The following is an 18,239-nucleotide window of genomic DNA, read 5'->3' as shown; positions in this document are numbered from 1 at the left end:
AGGAGCACAGCGCAGTGACCGCAACCGAGGGCAAGAAGGCGACCTACAAGCAGCGATACGAGGAGGGCGACGACGGCCTCCGGTTCCAGGACCTGACCTACACCGGCAACTTCGTCGGCCTCGAGCCCGTCACCGACGGCATCAAGGGCGACAAGATGCTGAAGGAGCGCGCGAAGTCCGGCGTGCTGGAGAAGGTGTCCAAGGAGGACGTCCTCAAGGACCGGTTCAGCATCGACGAGCTGAACGACCTCAACAACTACCTGGCCTGGAACATCTGGGACGTGCTGGTCATGCGCGCCACCGAGGGCGTCAGCGGCATGATCCCCCGCCAGGAGTACGAGATCCTGGCCTTCATGCACGAGTTCTACCGCTGGCCGGAGATCCTGCGCATGACCACCACCGAGGTGGGCGCGCAGGGGGTCATGGACATCGGGGCCAGTGCGCGGCGCGAGATCGGCACCAAGGTCAACTCCGTGCACGACTGGTGCATCGGCGCCGTCGGGTTCGGCATGGGCCGGTGCGGCCTGCTCGCCCTGGAGGCCATCGGCCCGGACGACTACGTCGCCGAGTCCAACGAGATCCTCAAGTTCATGCAGCGCGTGCTGTGGGGCAAGCGCCAGGACGGCTACATCCTCAACTCCCAGGACCGCTATCGCTGCCGGATCCACGAGGAGGACTTCCTGCAGCAGCTCACCTCGCAGATCGAGCCCCTCGACCACGGCAGCCCGAAGCACGCGGCGTTCACCCAGTTCAACGCCGCCACCGAGCTGCTGGCCTTCCTGCACCACTACGACAACCGGCTCGGCCTGGGCGACACCGGGCCCTACGAGCTCCCGGACGGCACGCTGCTGATCCTGCGCGACCTGTTCGTGAACGAGGAGATCTACCACTGGTCGGACGTGAGCGAGGACGCGAAGCTCCCGCACGCGTACACCCTGGCCATGATCATCGACCCGGAGAAGATGGGCCTGGAGGAGATCCGGGTCAACGACATCTCCACGACCTTCACCCGCCCGAAGAACTACATCGAGGCCATCATCGGTGGGGCGGTCTTCGCCCGCGAGAAGTGGGACACCCCGATGGGCGAGGTCTACCCGATCGCCGTCGACGACCTGCCCGACCACCTGGGCCGGGTCCAGCAGGCGACCCTGAAGCTGTACACCAAGACGTCGAAGATGTGCCGCCGCGACCTCATCTGGAACGGGCAGTACGTCTACTACATCGACATGATCCTCCCGCACCTGCGCAAGGCGGGGACCTACGAGAAGGCCTGCCGCGACTACGACCTGTGGGAGATCGACCAGCGGGTCTCGAACTACTACTACGAGATCACCAAGCGCGGCTTCGCCCAGGAGACGGTGCCCAGCAAGATCTTCTCCGGCGCCGGCTACCTGCCGTTCTCCGACAAGGCCGACCTGCGCAGCTCGAAGGGACGCTGGCTCTAGACCCGCCGCGCCGGCCCGCCCGCGGGCCGGCCCACCGACGAGCCGACCGGACCGGGCGGCGTGGCGCTCCCCGCCACGCCGCCCTGCCACGTGAAGGGACACCCATGTCCGCAGCCGTGCTGGACAAGACGGACTACGACGTCCTCGACGTCGTCGCCCTGAAGAAGATGGCGACCGCCCAGGTCGTCGCGGCGGCCTCCGGCGTCGCCGCCGACCGTGTCGACGCGGTGCTGGAGGACCTGGCCGGGCGGGGCCTCGTCGTGGTGGCCGGGGGTGCGGCGCTGCCGACCGACGAGGCGGAGCCGGCGCTGCGGGCCGCCGCCGCGGAGCACTACGCGCCGGTGCGCACCGACGACGACGTCCTCGCGCTCGTCGACCGGTTCGAGACCACCAACGCCCAGTTCCTCACGACGATGTCGTCCTGGCAGCAGATCGACGTCGGGGGACGGAAGGTCACCAACGACCACACCGACCCCGACTACGACGACAAGGTCATCGCCCGGCTCGAGAAGCTGGTCGCCCGCCTCACCCCGCTCCTGGAGGCGCTGGCCGGCTTCGACGCCCGCTTCGCGCTGTACGGGCGGCGGTTCGAGGCCGCGATCGGGTCCGTCGACGAGGGACGTCACGAGTTCGTCTCCTCGCCCACCATCGACTCGGTGCACAACATCTGGTTCGAGTTCCACGAGGACCTGCTGCGCACCCTCGGCCGGGAGCGGACGGAGTGACCGTGGCCGAACCGCAGAGCGCCGGACGCCCGGGCGCACCGGCCGCACCGGGCTTCACCCGCACGTTCGCCGAGGCCGACCCCGCCGACGTCGACCGGCTCGGCGGCAAGGGGAGCGGTCTGGCCCGGATGAGCCAGCAGGGGCTCCGCGTCCCGCCGGGGTACGTCATCGGCACCGACGCGTGCCGTCGCTACCTCGCCGAGGGGACGCTCCCGGCCGGGCTGGCCGACGAGGTCGCGGCCCGGCTCGCCGAGCTCGAGCGGGACTCGGGGAAGACCTTCGGCGCCGGTCCGACCCCCCTGCTGCTGTCCGTGCGGTCCGGGGCGCCGGTCTCGATGCCCGGGATGATGGACACCGTCCTGAACCTCGGCATCGGGCGGGAGGCGGCCGTCGCGCTGGGCGCCGTCACCGGGGACGCCCGGTTCGTCGCCGACCTGACCGCCCGGTTCCACGCGATGTACGCCGAGACCGTGCTCGGCGCGCTCGACCCGGGCGAGGGGAGCGACGCGCTCGTCGCCACCGTCGACCCGGCCGAGGACGCGGGTGCGGTGTACGACCGCATCTGGTCGGCCTGCGAGGCCGCGCTGGAGGAGTCCGACGGCGAGTCCGTCCCGGCCGACCCCACGGCCCAGCTGTTCGGCGCCGTCGAGGCGGTCTTCCGGTCCTGGAACACCCGCCGGGCCCGGACCTACCGGGAGTTCCACGCCATCCCGCACGACCTGGGCACCGCCGTCGTCGTGCAGTCGATGGTGTTCGGCAACCTCTCCGACGACTCCGGCTCCGGCGTGGTCTTCACCCGCAACCCCGCCTCCGGCGAGCCCGGCCTGTTCGGCGAGTACCTCGCGCACGCCCAGGGCGAGGACGTCGTCGCCGGGACGAGGACTCCGGACCCGGTCGACCGGGCACTCGCCCCCGCCCTGCTCGACGAGCTGCGGCGCACCTGCGCCGACCTGGAGCGCGACCGGGGCGACGTGCTCGACATCGAGTTCACCGTCGAGCGGTCCACCCTCTACTTCCTGCAGGTCCGCAGCGCCAAGCGCACCCCCGAGGCGGCGGTGCGGATCGCCGCGGACTTCCTCGCCGAGGCACACGTCGCCCCCGCCGTGGCCCTGCGCAACCTCAGCCCCGAGCAGGTCCGCCAGGTCCAGCGCCCCGGCTTCGACGACGACGAGGTCGCCCGTGCCCGCGCCGGGGACCGGCTGCTGACCACCGGCATCGGGGCCTGTCCCGGCCAGGTCAGCGGGGTCCTCGTGCTGGACCCGGACCGGGCGAGGGAGCGTGCCGACGCCGGCGAGGACGTCATCCTGGCCCGCGCCGTGACCAGCCCGGCCGACCTGCACGGGATGATCGCGGCGAACGGCATCGTGACCGCCACCGGCGGCTCCACCAGCCACGCGGCGGTCGTCGCGCGGGCGCTCGGCACGTCGTGTGTGGTGGGCGCGTCGGCGATCACCGTCGACGAGGCGGCCCGCACCCTGGTCGTCGGCGGCCGGACCGTCGCCGAGGGCGACGAGGTCTCCCTCGACGGCGCCGGCGGAGAGCTGTTCCTCGGCCGGATCAGCACCGCGACGCCCGCGGCCGCGACCGGGGCGCTGGGCTCGGTGCTCGCCGCCGCGGCCGGGGCCTCGTGCTGCGAGGTGCTGGTGCGGGTGACGCTGCCCGCCGACGTCGCCCGCGCCCGCGAGGCCGGCGCGAGCGGGCTGGTCACCGCCGTCGACGACGTCCTGGCCGCCACCGGCCACCTGGACGGTCTCGTCGAGGAGCTGCTGTCCGACGCCGGGGTGCAGGAGCGCTTCGACCGCGTCGCGGACCTGGTGGAGCAGGAGCTCACGCCGCTGCTGGACGCGGCGGGGGACCTGCCCGTGGGGGTCCGCGCCGTGGACCTCGTCGCCGACGAGGCGCGGGAGCTGCTCCAGCAGACGGCGGTCACCACCCGGCACCCGGAGCTCGCCCTGCCCCTCGGCCGCCCCGCGCTGGTCGAGGCCCAGCTGCGCGGCCTGACCCGGGCGGCCGCCGCCGCGGGCCGCACGGGTGGGGTCCACCTCGCGGTGCGGCACCTGTCCGACCCGGCCGAGGCGGCGGCGCTGCGTGCGCTGGCGACGGAGGTGCCGGGCGCGGTCGCCGTCGGCGCGTACCTGACCAGCCCGCGGGCGGCCGCCGGTGCGCCGGCCATCGCGGCGTGCGTCGACGTCCTCTGGGTCGAGGTCCGGGCGCTGCAGTCCGCGGTGTTCGGGATCCCGGCGAGCCAGCTGCTGACCTCCGACCCGCTGGACGACTACCTGCGGCGGGGGCTGCTGTCGGTGGACCCGCGCACCGCGCTCGACCCGGTCGTGCGGTCGCTGCTCGGCACCGTCGCGGCGGCGCAGCGGGCGGACCTGCCGGTCGGCATGCGGCTGTCGGGGGAGGTCCCGGAGGAGGCGGCCGCCCAGCTGTACGGGCTCGGGTTCCGCCGGTTCGCCGTCGACGTCGACGGGGCCCGGCCGCTGGTGCTGGCACTGGGGAAGGCGGCCCTGGGCGACTGAGGCCCGGCGGCCCCTCGCCCGGGGCCGGAGCAGCGCGGCGGCCCTCCCCGGGCCGGGGAGGGCCGCCGCGCTGTCCGTGGCCCGGTCAGCGGCCGGCGGGCACCAGGAGTCCGTCGCGGAGCTGCCGCGGCACGGACTCGGCGATCCCGCGTCGCCGCGCCCAGCCGTGGGCGCCGCCGTGGTCACGGTCGAGCGCGGCCAGGAACCCGCGGATCGTGTACTCGCGTGCCTCGTAGACCGCGGGCGGGACGACGTCGATGTGGTCGCGGTAGCGCGGCCAGGTGCGGAAGCGCTCGACGATCCGGACCATGTTGGGCCCCGAGCGCAGGTAGTCGGCGACGATCTCGTCGTCGTCGACGCCCAGCAGCCGCAGCAGGAGCGCGGTGACCAGCCCCGTCCGGTCCTTGCCCGCCGCGCAGTGCAGCAGCGTCGGGCGCCCGGCCAGCGCCGCGACCACCCGCACCACCGTCGCCAGCGGCGACGCCGGTGACGACAGGTGCTCCAGGGAGAACGACAGCGACTGCTCGTGCGCGGGCAGGTCCGAGACCGGGAGGTCGAGCAGGGGCGCGTTGAGGTAGCCGACCGGCCGCAGGGCGAGCGGCCCGCGGCCCTCCTCGACGGCCTCGGTCCCGCTCCGCAGGTCGACGACCAGCTCCAGTCCGAGGCCGGACACCAGGTGGTCGACGTCGGCGGGGGAGAGCGCCTGCAGGGTGTCGCTGCGGAACAGGGCACCGGGCCGGACCCGCAGGTCCGGACCGGCACGCAGCCCACCGAGGTCGCGGAAGTTGTAGACGCCGTCCATCCCGCGGGGCGGGGTCGTCATCCGCGCACCACCCGCCGCACGGCGTCGAGCAGCTCCTGCCCGGCGGCCGGGCCCGGCGGCCCGGGAGACGCCTCAGCCAGGGGAACGGAACCCGAGCCAGGGGCGGTCCCCGCGACACCGGCCGCGGGAGTGAGGCCGGCCGCGGCGGTCCGGCGCCGGTCCCGGCGCACCCGGGCCGCGCCGTGCAGCGGCACCCGGAGCGGGTCGCCGCCGCAGCCGCACCCGCAGTCCCCGTCCCCGGCCGCCGCGTCCCGCCCCGGCGCGCCGGGGTCGTCGGACGGCTCCTGGGCGGAGCCGGTGCGCGGAGGGGTCGCGCAGGCGGGGGCCGTGCCGCCGGCCGGGACCGCGCAGGCACCACCCGGGGGGAGTGCGGCGGCGTCGCCCAGCAGGTGCGCGGTGATCTCCTGCGGCCACAGCGCGACGAACTCCGCCCCGGCGGCGAGCAGCTCGTCGGGGGAGTGCATCCCCCACGCCACCCCGACCGCGCGGATGCCGACCTCGACGGCGTCGCGGACGTCGCCCGCGGTGTCGGTGACCAGCACCGTGCTGGTGAGGTCGGGGGTCTGCAGGCGGCCGCCCTCGTCGTAGTCGGCGGAGCAGCGGCGCCCGTAGGAGTTCGCGGCGTCGGCGAGGAAGGTGCGCATGGCGGTGCGCTTGTCGGGGGCGACGTCGCCGCCGAACACGTGCGCGAAGCAGTACGCCAGGTCGTTGCCGGTGAGCACCCGTCGCATGACCTGCATCGCGTTGGACGACATCACCGCGAGCGTGCAGTGCCCGGCGAGCCGCCGGACGACGTCGGCGACCCCCGGGACCAGCGGCGGGTCGTACTCCTCGCGCAGCAGGGTGAGGAAGGCGTTCTTCACCTCCGCCGCGTGGGCCTCGTCCCGGCAGAGCTTCGCGATCGAGTCGTAGACGTTGCCGCGGAAGAGGTCGAAGTACTGCTCGGGTCCGTCCACCCCCAGCCCGAACCGGTCGTTGATCGTCGAGAACACCGTCCAGGAGGCGATGCGGGTCTGCACCAGCGTCCCGTCGAGGTCGAACAGCACGGCCTCGACGGGCGGCGGGGGAGTGGGGGTCACGTCCGTGGCCTCATCTCCGGCCGTGGGCCCTGTCGTAGACCGCGCCGAGCTCGCCCATGCCGACGAAGTCCATGCACTCGCCGTAGGCGGTGCGGCCGTCGAGGTCCCAGCGCAGCAGCGCGTTGTGCCCGACGACGCCGGGCTGGGACTGCCACGGGAAGGTGGTCAGGGCCTGGCCCTCGGCGTTCCAGACCCGGTCGGCGGAGTCGGTGACGCTGATCGAGATCCGTTCCGGGTAGAGGTGCGAGCGCTTCGTGACGCCGCCGCCGGCCTTGAGCCCGCGCAGCTCGCCGTTCTCGACGACGTAGCCGTGGGTCAGGCGCAGCGGCGACTCGCCGTCCGGGCCGTTGTCGGTGGAGAAGTCGAACAGGCCGTGCAGCACGAGGTCGGTCCCGGCGTGGGCGTGCATCCAGCTCAGCCGCGAGGTCTGCCGCTCGGCGCGCACCCCCCAGCTGTGGTCCATCGTCGACACGCAGTCGATCGGGGTCGTGACCCCGCGGAGCCGGATCTCGCCCTCGTAGTGCCCGGACTGGTCGAAGTGGCCGGCGTAGGCGTGGCCCCAGGTCTTGGCCATGTCCTTGCCCGCGGCCAGCGGGTCCATGTCCGGGTCGTTGATGTCGTAGGGCTCGTGCAGGGCGGTGTAGCGGAACCGGATCTCCAGGTCCGCGGCCGGGTCGGAGTAGGAGACGTCCCAGATCCGGTGCGGGTCGGTCGCGACGACCTTCAGGCCGTTGGCCAGCTCGTAGTCCAGCAGGTTCGACGGCTGCGGCACGACCAGGTGCTCCCAGGCGTCCCAGTAGTCGGCCTCCCAGGGGGCCCGCACGCGGCGGCTGTTCACCGAGACGGTGGAGCCCACCACCCCCAGCGGCTCGCGGAACAGCCCGTAGAGGCCGATGTTCATCGGCCGGTCGGTGTCCTGGCCCGCGTAGAGGCCGAAGTAGTTGGTCTCCGCCCAGAGCGGGTCGTCGCTGGTCGGCGGGTGGAACTGTGCGTCCTCGGGGCGGATCACCGATGAACCTCCTGGCGCGCGGGGGCCCGGTGCGGCCGGGCCGTGGTCTACGTCCTGCACGCTCCCGCGGTGCTCCCGGTCCGGCCACCGCGCCGAAGGACAACGGCCGCCGGTCACGTTGTCCGGAACGGATAAGGCTGCGGGGATCGTGCCGGTCCTACTGTCCCGGCAACGGTGGTCCGGCTCGCGCCGAGGCCACCCGGCTTCTACCGACGGAGGTGGTCCGGGCATGCAGCTGGCCAAGGTGCTCGGCCAGGTCGTCTCGACGATCAAGGGCCCCGGACTCGAGCGGTTCACCCTCCTGCTGGTGCAGGAGGCCGACTCCGACGACCCGGAGCGCGACGGCGGAGCCGTGTTCGTCGCGGTGGACACCGTCGGTGCCGGGGTCGGCGAGATCGTGCTGGTCTGCGCGGGCGGAGCCGCCCGGGTGGCGGCCGGCCCCGACGTCCCCACCGACCGCGCGGTCGTCGGCATCGCCGACACCGTCGTGCGGGTCGGCAGCGTGACCTACCAGAAGACATGACGACGGTCGCCGATCCGGCACCGTCGGCACCACACCGGCATCAGGAGGAAGACATGGCTCCGACGACTGGAACCCCGGCCGTCCCGGCCCTGCGCGGCGCGCTGGGACTCATCGAGACCAAGGGGCTGGTCGGTGCGATCGAGGCGGCCGACGCGATGGTGAAGGCCGCCAACGTGCAGGTGCTCGGCCACCGCGAGATCGGCGGCGGCCTCGTGACGATCATGGTCCGGGGCGACGTCGGCGCGGTGAAGGCCGCCACCGACGCGGGCGCCGTGGCCGCGGGCAAGGCGGGCGAGGTCGTCTCGGTGCACGTGATCCCGCGGCCGCACGACGAGACCGAGAGCATCCTCGCCGTCCTCACCCGGCCCAAGGGCTGACCGGCCCCACCCCGGCCGGGCCCGACCCGCACCGGTGCACGCCCGACGTGCAGCGGTGACCGGGCGTGCCCGCCCACGACAGAGACGGAGGTGTGGGGATGACCGCGACAGCGCCCGCCGACCCGCGCGGGCTCGACGCCGACCTGGCCGGACTCGCCGACGTCCGCGCCAAGGCCCGCGCGGCGAGGGCGGCCTTCGACGCGATGGAGGGGACCGACCAGGAGACCCTCGACCGCTACGTCCGGGCGATGGCACGGGCGGGCACGCAGGCCGCCGAGGAGCTGGCCCGGCTCGCCGTCGACGAGACCGGCTACGGCGTCTACGAGCACAAGATCTACAAGAACCGCTACAACACCGGCTTCGTCGCCCGGTGGATGCTGGAGCGCCGCGCCGTCGGCGTGCTCTGGGTCGACGACGAGGCCCGGGTGACCGCGGTCGGCTCCCCGATGGGCGTCATCGCCGGGATCATCCCGGTCACCAATCCCACCTCGACCGCCCTGTTCAAGTGCCTGGCCGCGGTGAAGTCGGGCAACGCGATCGTGCACGCCCCGCACCCCCGTGCCGCCCGCTGCACCCTGCGCGCGGTCGAGATCATGGCCGAGGCCGCCGTCGCGGCCGGCGCCCCGGAGGGCCTGGTCTCCTGCCTGGAGCACCCCACCCTGGCGGCCACCGCGGAGCTCATGCGGCGCGAGGAGATCGCGCTCGTCATGGCCACCGGCGGGCCGGGCATGGTGCGCGCGGCCTACTCCAGCGGCAAGCCGACGATCGCCGTCGGGGCGGGCAACGTCCCCGCCTACGTCGGGGCGAGCGTCGCCGACCCGGCCGAGGCCGCCGAGATGATCATCACCTCGAAGTCGTTCGACAACGGCACGGCGTGCGTCGCCGAGCAGTCCGTCGTCGTCGTCGAGGCGGTGGCGCCGGCCTTCCTGGCCGCGTTCGAGCAGCGTGGCGCCTACTGGATGAACGCCCCCCAGCAGGCCGCGCTGGCCCGGGTGCTGTTCGACGAGCGCGGCGCGATGCGCCCGGCCTCGGTCGGGCAGACCGCGATCCGCCTCGCCGAGACGGCGGGGTTCGCCGTGCCGTCGTCGACCCGGGTGCTCGCCTGCGAGCTCGACACGGTCGGCGTGGACACCCCGCTCTCGCGGGAGATCCTCGGCCCGGTCCTGTCGGTCTACCGCGCCGCCGACCGCGACGCCGGGTGGCGCCGCTGCCGGGAGATCCTGGCGCTCGACGGCGAGGGGCACACGGCCGCCGTGCACGCCTCGGACCCGGAGGAGATCGCCCCGTTCGGTGCGCTGCCCGCGGGCCGGATCGTGATCAACACACCGGCGCTGTTCGGCGGGATGGGCTACTCCACCGACGTCGACCCCTCCTTCCAGCTCGGCACCGGCAGCTGGAGCGGGTCGATCTGCTCGGACAACGTGACCCCCCTGCACCTGATCAACATCAAGCGGATCGCGCACGAGGTGCGTCCGTGGCGCACCGTCTACGACCCGGTGGAGCTGTAGCCGTGGCGACCGCGACCGCGGGTCGCCGCCCGGGACGCCGGCGTCCGGCGCGCGCCGCCGAGACGCGCCGGACGCCGGACCAGCTGCTCACCGCGGCGGCCGCCACCGCCGGGTCGGTGGCCCGCGACGGCGCCCCCGACGGGCCCGCGGCCGCCGCGCTGGCCGCCGCGGCCTCGCTGCGGGCCGGGGTCGACCTCGGGACGGCCAGCTGCGTGCTCGTCGTCCTCGCGGTCGCCCCGGACGGCACCGAGCACCCCGTGTGGATCGACGCGTCCCCGTCGGGTGCGCTGGCCGACGGCGTCGTCGTCGACTTCGCCCGCGCAACCGCGACCGTCCGCCGCCTGCGGGAACGGGCCGAGGCCGGGCTCGGCGTCGGGCTGGGCGCCGGCGTACCGGTCGCGACGGCCCACCCGCCGTGCATCCCGGCCGCCGACGCGAAGGCCTGCAGCTACGTCTGCGAGACCGCCGGGTTCGACCGGGTCGCGCTCGTCGACGAGGTCGCGGCGGCGCAGCGCACGCTCGGGATCCGCGACGGCGTCGTCGTCGACGTCGGGGGCGGCTCGACCGGGGTCGGGGTCTACCGCGACGGCGCACTGGTCGCGCTCGACGACCGCGCCGGCGGCGGCCGCCACCTCGACCTGATGCTGGCCGGGGGCCTGGGCATCGCCGTCGAGGAGGCCGAGCCGTACAAGCGGGCCCACCCGGACGAGGTGTTCCCCCTCCTGGTCCCCGGGGTGCAGCGCATCGCGGAGAACGTGCGCGCGCTGACCGTGGGCGCCGAGGACCTGCCGCTGCACATCGCGGGCGGCGCCCTGATGATCGCCGGTGCGCAGCGCGTACTGGCCACGTACCTGGAGCGAACCGTCGTGACCCATCCGCACGCCCTGCTCATCACCCCGATCGGTATCGCCCGTGCGGAGGTGCCCGCATGAGCAACGGGACCCCGACCCTGCGCACCTATGCCTTCGTCGACCGGATGCAGCCCCAGTGCGCGGCGCACATCGCCGCGACCAGCCCCGGCGACGTCCCGCTCGCGGGGATGGCCGAGCTCTACATCGAGATGGCCCCCGGCAACGAGGTGTTCCGGGCCGCCGACATCGCGCTCAAGGCGGCCGGTGTGCGCCCGGCCCTGCAGATCATCGAGCGCGAGTTCGGGCTGCTGGAGATCCACTCCGAGCAGCAGGCCGAGGTGCTCGCCTCCGGCCAGGCGATCCTGGACGAGCTCGGGATGACCGAGGCCGACCGGATCCGGCCGACGATCGCCTCCACCCAGTTCATCACCAACGTGCACCCCTACCAGGCGCAGCTGCTCAACAAGTGGCGCAAGGGCTCCATGCTGATGCCGGGCCAGAGCCTGTTCGTCATGGAGGTCGCGCCCGCCGCCTACATCGCGGTCGCCGCCAACGAGGCGGAGAAGGCCGCGAACATCACCGTCATCGAGCTGCGCGCGGTGGGCCGGTTCGGCCGGATGTTCCTGTCCGGGACCGAGAGCGAGGTGCAGTCGGCCCGCGACGCGGCGGTCGCCGCGCTGGAGGGCGTCCACGGCCGGGAGCTCGCGCGATGAGCGTCATCGGAGCGGCGCAGGTCGACGACGCCGCCGCGGCGAAGGTCCTGCGGGTCACCGCCCGCGACGTCGTCACCCCGCTCGCCCGCGAACGGGCCCGTGAGCTGGGCGTGGAGATCGTGACCGGCCCGGCCTCCGCCGGGACGGCGGGCACGTCCGCCACGCAACCGGCACGACCCCCGGTCGCCGCGGCGGGCCGGCCGGCCGCACCACCGGGGGGCGCGCCCCCGCCGCCCCGCCCGGTCGCCTCGGTACCGCAGCCGGCCGGCCGCCCGGTCACGCCGCCGCCGTCGCCGGTCGGGCCGGTCCCGTCCGCCGCGGCCGTCGCGCACCTCACGGGGGCGGCGCCGCCCCCGGTGCGTCCTCCCTCGGGTGCGCTGTACCGGCGTGGTGCGCCGCTGCCGGACGTCGTACGGCCGGGCGGTGCCGGGTCGCGTCCGGGCGCGGGCCGCTCCGGCCGGGTGGTCGTCGTCGGCGCGGGCAACGTCGGCATGATCGCCGCGATGCGGCTGGCCGACGCCGACGTCTTCGCCGAGGTCGTGCTCGTCGACATCGACGCCGGCCGGGCCGCGGGCGTCGCGCTGGACCTCACCCACACCGCCGCGCTGTCCGGGTTCGACACCCGGGTCCGCGGGGTCGGCACGGTCGAGGAGGCCGGCCCGGCCGACTACGTGGTCATCACCGCGGGCCGGCCGCGCACCCCCGGGATGAGCCGGTCGGACCTGATCAGCACGAACGCCGCCATCGTCGGTGACGTCGCGGCGCGGGTGGCGGTGACCTCGCCGGGAGCGGTGATCGTCGTCGTCACCAATCCGCTCGACGAGATGACCCAGCACGCCTGGAAGGCCTCCGGGTTCCCCTCGGAGCGGGTCCTCGGCATGGCCGGGGTGCTCGACACCGCCCGGTTCCAGGCGCTCACCGCGCTGACCGGCGTCGCCCGGGCCGACCGGATCGAGGCCTGGGCGCTGGGCAGCCACGGCGAGGAGATGGTCATCCCGCTGTCGCGGGCCTCCGCCGACGGGCGGCCGCTCGCCGCGGCGGTCCCCGCGGCCGAGCTCGACGCGATCGTCACGCGGGCCCGCGGGTCGGGCGGCGAGGTGGTCGGGCTGCTGCGGAAGGGCAGCGCCTTCCTGGCGCCCGGGCTGTCGGCGGCCCGCATGGTGCTGGCGATGGCCGCCGACTCCGGCGAGGTCATGCCCGCCGCGGTGCTCGCCGACGGCAGCTACGGCATCCGTGGCGTCTACGTCGGGCTCCCCGCCCGGCTGGGCCGCGGCGGCCTGACCGGGATCGTGACGATCGACCTGCGGCCCGACGAGCTGGAGGCGCTGGCCGAGGCCGCGGCCCGGATCCGCGAGCGGCTCGCCGACCTGGCCGAGGCGGCCTGACGTCGTGCGCGCGGTGACCTACGCCGGGGACGGCGCGGTGCGCGTCGCCCCGGTGCCCGACCCCCGGATCGAGCACCCGACCGACGCGGTCGTCGAGGTCCGCAGATCGGCGGTCTGCGGGACGGACCTGCACCTCCTCGCGCACGACGAGGGGCTGCCCGCCGGCACGGTGCTCGGCCACGAGTTCGTCGGGCAGGTCGTGGAGACCGGCACCGCGGTGCGCGGGCACCGCGTCGGCGACCTCGTCGTCGGCGCCGACTTCGTCGCCTGCGGCACCTGCTGGTGGTGCCGGCGGGGTGACCACTGGGAGTGCGCGGAGCGGCGGTTCTTCGGCACCGGGACCGCGTTCGGCCCGCCGCTGGCCGGCACGCAGGCGGAGCTGGTCCGGGTGCCGCACGCCGACACCGTGCTCCGGACCGTCCCCGACGGGGTGTCCCTCGACGCGGCCGTCTTCCTCGGCGACACCCTTGCGACCGGCTACGCGGCGGTGCGCCGCGCCGACCTGCAGCCCGGCGACACCGTCGCGGTGGTCGGCGGTGGCCCGGTCGGCCAGCTGACGGCGCTGGCCGCGCAGGCCTGCGGCGCCGGTGCGGTGCTGCTCGTCGAGCCGGTCGGGTCCCGCCGTGCGGTCGCGGGCCGGGAGGGCTCGGTCGCCGTCGCCCCGGAGGAGGCGGTCACGGCGGCACACGGGCTGACCGACGGGCGGGGCGCCGACGTCGTCGTCGACGCGATCGGTGGCCCGCGCGGGCTCGGCGCGGCGTTCGAGCTGGTGCGCCGCCGAGGCACCGTCGTGTCGGTCGGCGTGCACGACGGCACCTGGGACCTGCCCGCCGGACGGGCCTTCGCCGACGAGCTCACGCTCCGGTTCGCGATCGGCGACCTGATGCGCGACGGCGACCGGCTCCTCGCCCTCGTCCGTTGCGGCGCAGTCGATCCGACGGTCCTCGTGGAGGACCGGGTGTCGCTGACCGACGCACCGGACGCCTATCAGCGGATGTCACAGCGACGTACGCTGAAGTCGCTGATCGTGTTCTGACGGCTGGGGGTGGGATGACGACACTCGACCGGGTCGGAGCGACGACGGGCGTCGACGCCCTCGGCAGGCTCCTGGGCACCGTCCCGCCGTCCCCGGACGCCGCCGCCGAGCTGCTCGTCGGCGCGGCGACCCTGCTGGCGGGCACCTCGATGACCGTCGCGGCCTGGCGGGACGGCCGGTGGCAGGTGCTCGCCGGCTCCGGGGTCGGGATGGCGGGTCTCCCGCCGGGCGGCCCGTCGGCGGCCGAGGCCCGGTCCGGCCGGATCGTCGGGCCGGACGGCGCCGCCGCGCTGTGCTGGGACCCCGAGGTCCGGCTCGCCCCGGAGCCCGTCGGGCTCCTCCGGCAGGCCCGGGTCTGGATGTCGTTGCAGCTGGCCGGGGCGCGCGCCGACGACGAGGAGTACGCGGCGACGGTCGAGGCCGACGCGGTCCGCGAGGTGTCGCGGCGGCTGCTGTCGGTCCGCGACCTCGACCAGGTCCTGCTCACGGTCTCCGAGCAGACACTGCGCCTGCTCGAGTCCGACATCTGCGGGGTGATGCTCCGCGAGGGCGACGTCGTGCGCATGCGCGCCTGCGTCGGCAACCGGGCGACGCAGACCGCGCGGCTGACGATGCGCCGCGGTCAGGGCGTCGCCGGGCTGGTGTTCCTCACCGGGGAACCCGCCAGGATCGACTCCTACCTCGACGACGAGACGATCAGCGACGACTTCAACTCCCTCGCCGAACGGGAGGAGACCCGGTCGGCACTCGCCGTCCCGCTGCAGCTGCAGGGGGAGTTCCTCGGCGTCCTGGAGGTGTGGCGGCGCCGGCACTCGGTGTTCACCGACCGCGACATGCGCCGGATGGTCACCCTCGCCGACTTCGCGACGATCGCCATCGACAACGCCCGCCTGCACGACGAGCAGGTGGCCGCCGCGGCCGAGCTGAGCCGGGCCCACGACGCGCTGCAGAACCAGCACACGCTGCTCGACCGGGCGTCGCGGCTGCAGCAGGAGCTGCTGCGCATCGTCGTCGGCGGTGGCGGTCTGCCCGCGGTCACCCGTACCGTCGCGACCGAGCTGGGCTGCGAGGTCGCGGTCTACGGTCCCGACGGTGCGCGGGTGGCGGGCCACCGGGCCCGGGACCTGGTCTCCCGGCTGCCCGCGTCGGTGCCGACCCGCGGCGGGGAGATCGTGCCGACGCCGGAGGACCGGGCCTCGCTGGCGCACCCCGTCTACGCCGACGGCGACCAGGTCGGCCAGGTGCTGTTCGCCCGGTGCGGACCGTCGCAGGACCTCCTGGCGGCCGTCGCCGGGCAGGTGGCGATGGCCTGCTCGCTGGCGCTGATGCGCGAACGGGCGGTGGGCCGGGCCCGGGCCGAGGCCGCCGAGCAGGTGCTCTGGGACCTGCTGCAGGGCTCGGTCGAGCACCGCCTCGCCGCGCGCACCCGCGCCCAGCACCTCGGCATCGCCCTGACCGGCGGGCTGCGGGTGCTGCACGGCCGGATCGAGAACGTCGAGGTCCTCACCGCCCAGCACGGCTGGGACACCTCGCAGGTCGACCGGGTCCGGCGCCGGGTGCTGCGGATCGTCCGCACCCTGCACGGCCGCGGCCTGTCCCTGGCCAGCCTGCGGGGCGACCTGCTCGTGGCCGTCGCCGCCGACCTGGACCGCATCGGCGCGAAGAACCTGGTGAACGCGTTCTCCGGGGCCGTGCACTCCGAGCTCCCGGAGCTGCGCCTGCGGTGGGGGATCAGCCGTGAGTACCACGAGGCCGTCGACCTGCCGAGCGCGCTGAACGAGGCCCGCACCGCGCTGTCGGCCGCCAAGCGCTTCGGCGGGCAGGACGTGTTCCTCTACGAGGAGCTGGGCATCGTGCGGCTGCTGCTCGGCTCGGGCGACGACCCCGACCTGCAGACCTTCGTCGACGAGGTGACGGGCCCGCTGCTGGACTACGACCGCGACAACGACGGCTCGCTGATCCGCACGCTGCGCGCGTTCTTCGACGCCGACTGCTCCCAGAAGCTGGCCGCGGACCGGCTGTTCGTCCACCACAAGACCCTGCGCTACCGGCTGGAGCGGATCCGGAAGCTGACCGGCCTGGACCTGGGTCGCCATGAGGACCGGATGCGCGCGGACTTCGCCTTGCGGCTGCTGCAGGTCACCCGGCACGACGACCCGGAGGACACCGACCCGGGCCGCTGACCCGGGCCGCCGGGGCCCGCCCGCTCAGGTGGTGCGGGTGGGCTGCACGGCCTCGCCGATGACGCCCTCGGTCTCCTCGTGCGGGCGCGGGATGACGTGGCTGCTGTACAGCTCGCCGACCCGGGCCGCCGCGGCCGTCCCGGCCGCGACCGCGGCGTTCACGGCGCCGACGTCGCCCCGGACCAGCACCGAGACCTGGCCGTTGCGCAGGGTGCGGTACCCCTCGACCTCCACGTTGGCGGCCTTCACCATCGCGTCCGCCGCCTCGATCGCCCCGACCAGGCCCCTGGTCTCGACCATCCCGAGGGCGCCACCGGCCCGTCGTGCGTCCGACATGGAGCCGTCTCCTCTCGAGCGGGACACCGACGCCTGCGTCGGCCCGACCCACGGTAGGTCCGTGAGGCAGGGGGCACGCTGTCCCGCCCGGACAACGGGACCGTCGGGGGTTGTCCCCGGCGGAGCGGCCGCGCGGCCGCTCCGGGAAGGGACCCAGGTGGGTCAGCCGGCCGGTCGGGGCGTCGCCGGGCCCGCCCGGCGCGCGACCACCCCGACGACGTCGGAGGCGGTGACGATGCCGTCGATCCGGTCCCCGTCGGCGACGAGGACGGCGTCCCGCCCGTCCGCCGCCATCGCCGCGGCGGCCGCCGACAGCGGCGCCGACGACGGCAGCACCGTGACCGGGCCGTGCACCTCGGCGACGGTGAGGACGGACCGGCCCAGCGGCCCCCACTACGCGGCGACGCCGCGGAGCAGGTCGGACTCGGTCACCAGGCCGGTGCACCGCGGGCCCGCGAAGACCGGGAGGTGGTGGACGTCGTGGGCGAGCATCAGGTCGAGCGCGGTCCGGACCGGTGTCTGCGGGGTGACCGCGACCAGGCGCGGCGACACGACCGTCCGCAGCGGCGGGTCGTCGTCGAGGGTCTCGGGCGGGGCGTCGGGCCGGAACCCCGCGCGGCTGTCCTGCTGGCTCATGGTCATCCCTCCGTCGACCGGCGCCGTCAGCCTGCGCCGCGAGGGACCCGGCGGGGACGGGCCGGAGGTCCCGCCGCGACCACCGGCCCGGACCCGGATCCCGGTGACCTCCGGCCCCGGCGCGGCGGGACCTCCGCCCCACGCCACCGGCACCGGCGCCGGGCAGCGTGGGGACCCCGGAGGAGAGGGGCACACCATGACCACATCGAGGGACCTGCCCGACGTCGTGGGCGTCGACGGCTCGGAGTCCGCGCTGGACGCGGTCCGCTGGGCGGTCCGCGGCGTCGCGGGCCGGGGACGGCCGCTGCGCCTGGTCGCGGCGGTGCCCGGCACCCCCGTGACGACCGGCGCCCGGGCGCGGGCCTGGGACGACCGGCGCAAGGCCGCCGTAGCCGCCGCGGAGGAGAACCTGCGGGTCGCCGCGGCCGTCGCGACCGACACGCTGCCCCTGGGGGCGGTCGGGACCGCGCTGCGCGAGCGGACCCCCGCGCAGGTGCTGGCCGAGGAGTCGCAGCGGGCGGCGACCGTCGTCGTCGGGCACCGCGGGCGGGGCGGGTTCCGGGGCCTGCTGCTGGGGTCGACCGGGGTCTCGCTGGCCGCGACCGCCGGCTGCCCGCTGGTCGTGGTGCGGGGGAGCGCACCGGCGACCGGTCCGGTCGTGGTGGGCGTCGACGGCTCGGGGGACGCGGCCGCGGCCCTGGACTTCGCGGCCGACGTCGCGGCGCGCCGCGAGGTGCCGCTGGTCGCGGTGCGTGCCTGGTGCGACCCGGCGACGGACCCCGCGGTGGCGCTGCTGCTGGACCCGGAGGCGGTGGAACGGGAGGAGGCCGAGGAACTGGAGCGTGCCGTCGCCCCGCTGTCCGAGGAGTTCCCCACCGTGGAGGTCCGGACCCGGGTCGTGCACGGGTCGCCCTCGGCGGTGCTGACCGGTGCGTCCGACGGCGCCGGGCTGGTCGTCGTGGGGACGCGCGGGCGGGGGCCGCTGTCGGGCCTGGTCCTCGGCTCGGTCGCGCAGGCGGTGCTGCACCACGCCGGGGCGCCCGTGGCCGTCGTGCGGGACGGTGCACCGCCTAATCGATAATGACATC

At 75.2% G+C, this 18,239-nt stretch carries 18 protein-coding genes; 12 read left to right on the top strand and 6 right to left on the bottom strand.

Annotated elements, in window-relative coordinates:
• The first annotated feature begins 14 nt into the window (after positions 1-14).
• The 3 genes from DMP17_RS16740 (at position 15) to DMP17_RS16730 (ending at position 4,692) form a co-directional block, all read left to right on the top strand.
• On the top strand, positions 15-1,445 hold the full coding sequence (locus tag DMP17_RS16740) for a hypothetical protein (RefSeq protein WP_226356109.1): 1,431 nt from the start codon (positions 15-17) through the stop codon (positions 1,443-1,445).
• A 104-nt stretch (positions 1,446-1,549) separates the two neighbouring features.
• Positions 1,550-2,170: a hypothetical protein gene (locus DMP17_RS16735; protein WP_337830021.1), complete on the top strand. Its 621-nt coding sequence runs from the start codon at positions 1,550-1,552 to the stop codon at positions 2,168-2,170.
• A 2-nt stretch (positions 2,171-2,172) separates the two neighbouring features.
• On the top strand, positions 2,173-4,692 hold the full coding sequence (locus DMP17_RS16730) for a pyruvate, phosphate dikinase (RefSeq protein WP_337830020.1): 2,520 nt from the start codon (positions 2,173-2,175) through the stop codon (positions 4,690-4,692).
• Between the two features lie 85 nt (positions 4,693-4,777).
• On the opposite strand, the gene DMP17_RS16725 is transcribed toward DMP17_RS16730, so the two are convergent.
• From DMP17_RS16725 to DMP17_RS16715, 3 genes are read right to left on the bottom strand one after another with little or no spacing between them, the layout of a single operon-like run.
• Positions 4,778-5,515, bottom strand: coding sequence for a tyrosine-protein phosphatase (locus DMP17_RS16725; protein WP_337830019.1), 738 nt, complete (start codon positions 5,513-5,515; stop codon positions 4,778-4,780).
• On the bottom strand, positions 5,512-6,594 hold the full coding sequence (locus DMP17_RS16720; protein ID WP_337830018.1) for an HAD family hydrolase: 1,083 nt from the start codon (positions 6,592-6,594) through the stop codon (positions 5,512-5,514). Before DMP17_RS16720 ends, DMP17_RS16725 begins: the two co-directional genes overlap by 4 nt.
• Before the next feature lie 10 nt (positions 6,595-6,604).
• A complete protein-coding gene (locus tag DMP17_RS16715) occupies positions 6,605-7,603 on the bottom strand; it encodes a DUF7064 domain-containing protein (RefSeq protein WP_226364483.1) in 999 nt (332 codons plus the stop codon).
• 229 nt (positions 7,604-7,832) lie between these two features.
• Between DMP17_RS16715 and DMP17_RS16710 the strand changes: the two genes are divergently transcribed.
• The 8 genes from DMP17_RS16710 to DMP17_RS16675 all read left to right on the top strand — a co-directional run bounded on the left by DMP17_RS16710 (position 7,833) and on the right by DMP17_RS16675 (position 16,179).
• Entirely contained in the window at positions 7,833-8,126 is a 294-nt protein-coding gene (locus DMP17_RS16710) for a EutN/CcmL family microcompartment protein (protein WP_226356115.1), read from the top strand.
• 53 nt (positions 8,127-8,179) lie between these two features.
• Positions 8,180-8,503 carry a BMC domain-containing protein gene (locus DMP17_RS16705; protein ID WP_208825827.1) on the top strand — a complete coding sequence of 108 codons (324 nt, stop codon included), beginning with the start codon at positions 8,180-8,182 and terminating at the stop codon, positions 8,501-8,503.
• A 98-nt stretch (positions 8,504-8,601) separates the two neighbouring features.
• Entirely contained in the window at positions 8,602-10,011 is a 1,410-nt protein-coding gene (locus tag DMP17_RS16700; RefSeq protein ID WP_226356116.1) for an aldehyde dehydrogenase family protein, read from the top strand.
• Positions 10,012-10,013: 2 nt separating this feature from the next.
• Positions 10,014-10,943: an ethanolamine utilization protein EutJ gene (gene eutJ / locus DMP17_RS16695; protein WP_337830017.1), complete on the top strand. Its 930-nt coding sequence runs from the start codon at positions 10,014-10,016 to the stop codon at positions 10,941-10,943.
• Complete coding sequence (locus DMP17_RS16690) at positions 10,940-11,575, top strand: BMC domain-containing protein (protein ID WP_226356118.1); 636 nt, start codon at positions 10,940-10,942, stop codon at positions 11,573-11,575. Before eutJ ends, DMP17_RS16690 begins: the two co-directional genes overlap by 4 nt.
• A complete protein-coding gene (locus tag DMP17_RS16685; RefSeq protein ID WP_337830016.1) occupies positions 11,572-12,960 on the top strand; it encodes a malate dehydrogenase in 1,389 nt (462 codons plus the stop codon). Before DMP17_RS16690 ends, DMP17_RS16685 begins: the two co-directional genes overlap by 4 nt.
• Positions 12,961-12,964: 4 nt before the next feature.
• On the top strand, positions 12,965-13,996 hold the full coding sequence (locus DMP17_RS16680; RefSeq protein ID WP_337830015.1) for an alcohol dehydrogenase catalytic domain-containing protein: 1,032 nt from the start codon (positions 12,965-12,967) through the stop codon (positions 13,994-13,996).
• 14 nt (positions 13,997-14,010) lie between these two features.
• On the top strand, positions 14,011-16,179 hold the full coding sequence (locus DMP17_RS16675; protein ID WP_337830014.1) for a helix-turn-helix domain-containing protein: 2,169 nt from the start codon (positions 14,011-14,013) through the stop codon (positions 16,177-16,179).
• A 24-nt stretch (positions 16,180-16,203) separates the two neighbouring features.
• Here the strand turns inward: DMP17_RS16675 and DMP17_RS16670 are convergent, their stop codons facing one another.
• The 3 genes from DMP17_RS16670 to DMP17_RS16660 all read right to left on the bottom strand — a co-directional run bounded on the left by DMP17_RS16670 (position 16,204) and on the right by DMP17_RS16660 (position 17,151).
• Positions 16,204-16,515, bottom strand: a complete 312-nt coding sequence (locus DMP17_RS16670; protein ID WP_226356122.1) for a BMC domain-containing protein — start codon at positions 16,513-16,515, stop codon at positions 16,204-16,206.
• 162 nt (positions 16,516-16,677) lie between these two features.
• The gene (locus DMP17_RS16665) at positions 16,678-16,869 is read right to left on the bottom strand and encodes a CBS domain-containing protein (protein ID WP_337830013.1); all 192 of its coding nucleotides are present in this window, start codon (positions 16,867-16,869) and stop codon (positions 16,678-16,680) included.
• Between the two features lie 39 nt (positions 16,870-16,908).
• Entirely contained in the window at positions 16,909-17,151 is a 243-nt protein-coding gene (locus DMP17_RS16660; RefSeq protein WP_226364487.1) for a CBS domain-containing protein, read from the bottom strand.
• 196 nt (positions 17,152-17,347) lie between these two features.
• On the opposite strand from DMP17_RS16660, the gene DMP17_RS16655 reads away from it, so the two are divergent.
• On the top strand, positions 17,348-18,232 hold the full coding sequence (locus tag DMP17_RS16655; protein WP_337830012.1) for a universal stress protein: 885 nt from the start codon (positions 17,348-17,350) through the stop codon (positions 18,230-18,232).
• The last annotated feature ends 7 nt before the right edge of the window (positions 18,233-18,239 follow it).

The sequence above is a fragment of the Pseudonocardia sp. TMWB2A genome (assembly GCF_017312135.1).
Note: the sequence above shows the minus strand (reverse complement) of the source record. Positions and strands in the feature narration are given on the sequence as shown.

Excerpts from the sequence above, each read along its gene's own strand:
- DMP17_RS16735 (WP_337830021.1), top strand. The coding sequence starts at position 1,550 with ATGTCCGCAGCCGTGCTGGACAAGACGGACTACGACGTCCTCGACGTC.
- DMP17_RS16725 (WP_337830019.1), bottom strand. The coding sequence starts at position 5,515 with ATGACGACCCCGCCCCGCGGGATGGACGGCGTCTACAACTTCCGCGAC.
- DMP17_RS16710 (WP_226356115.1), top strand. The coding sequence starts at position 7,833 with ATGCAGCTGGCCAAGGTGCTCGGCCAGGTCGTCTCGACGATCAAGGGC.
- DMP17_RS16705 (WP_208825827.1), top strand. The coding sequence starts at position 8,180 with ATGGCTCCGACGACTGGAACCCCGGCCGTCCCGGCCCTGCGCGGCGCG.
- DMP17_RS16700 (WP_226356116.1), top strand. The coding sequence starts at position 8,602 with ATGACCGCGACAGCGCCCGCCGACCCGCGCGGGCTCGACGCCGACCTG.
- DMP17_RS16690 (WP_226356118.1), top strand. The coding sequence starts at position 10,940 with ATGAGCAACGGGACCCCGACCCTGCGCACCTATGCCTTCGTCGACCGG.
- DMP17_RS16685 (WP_337830016.1), top strand. The coding sequence starts at position 11,572 with ATGAGCGTCATCGGAGCGGCGCAGGTCGACGACGCCGCCGCGGCGAAG.
- DMP17_RS16675 (WP_337830014.1), top strand. The coding sequence starts at position 14,011 with ATGACGACACTCGACCGGGTCGGAGCGACGACGGGCGTCGACGCCCTC.
- DMP17_RS16670 (WP_226356122.1), bottom strand. The coding sequence starts at position 16,515 with ATGTCGGACGCACGACGGGCCGGTGGCGCCCTCGGGATGGTCGAGACC.
- DMP17_RS16660 (WP_226364487.1), bottom strand. The coding sequence starts at position 17,151 with ATGAGCCAGCAGGACAGCCGCGCGGGGTTCCGGCCCGACGCCCCGCCC.
- DMP17_RS16655 (WP_337830012.1), top strand. The coding sequence starts at position 17,348 with ATGACCACATCGAGGGACCTGCCCGACGTCGTGGGCGTCGACGGCTCG.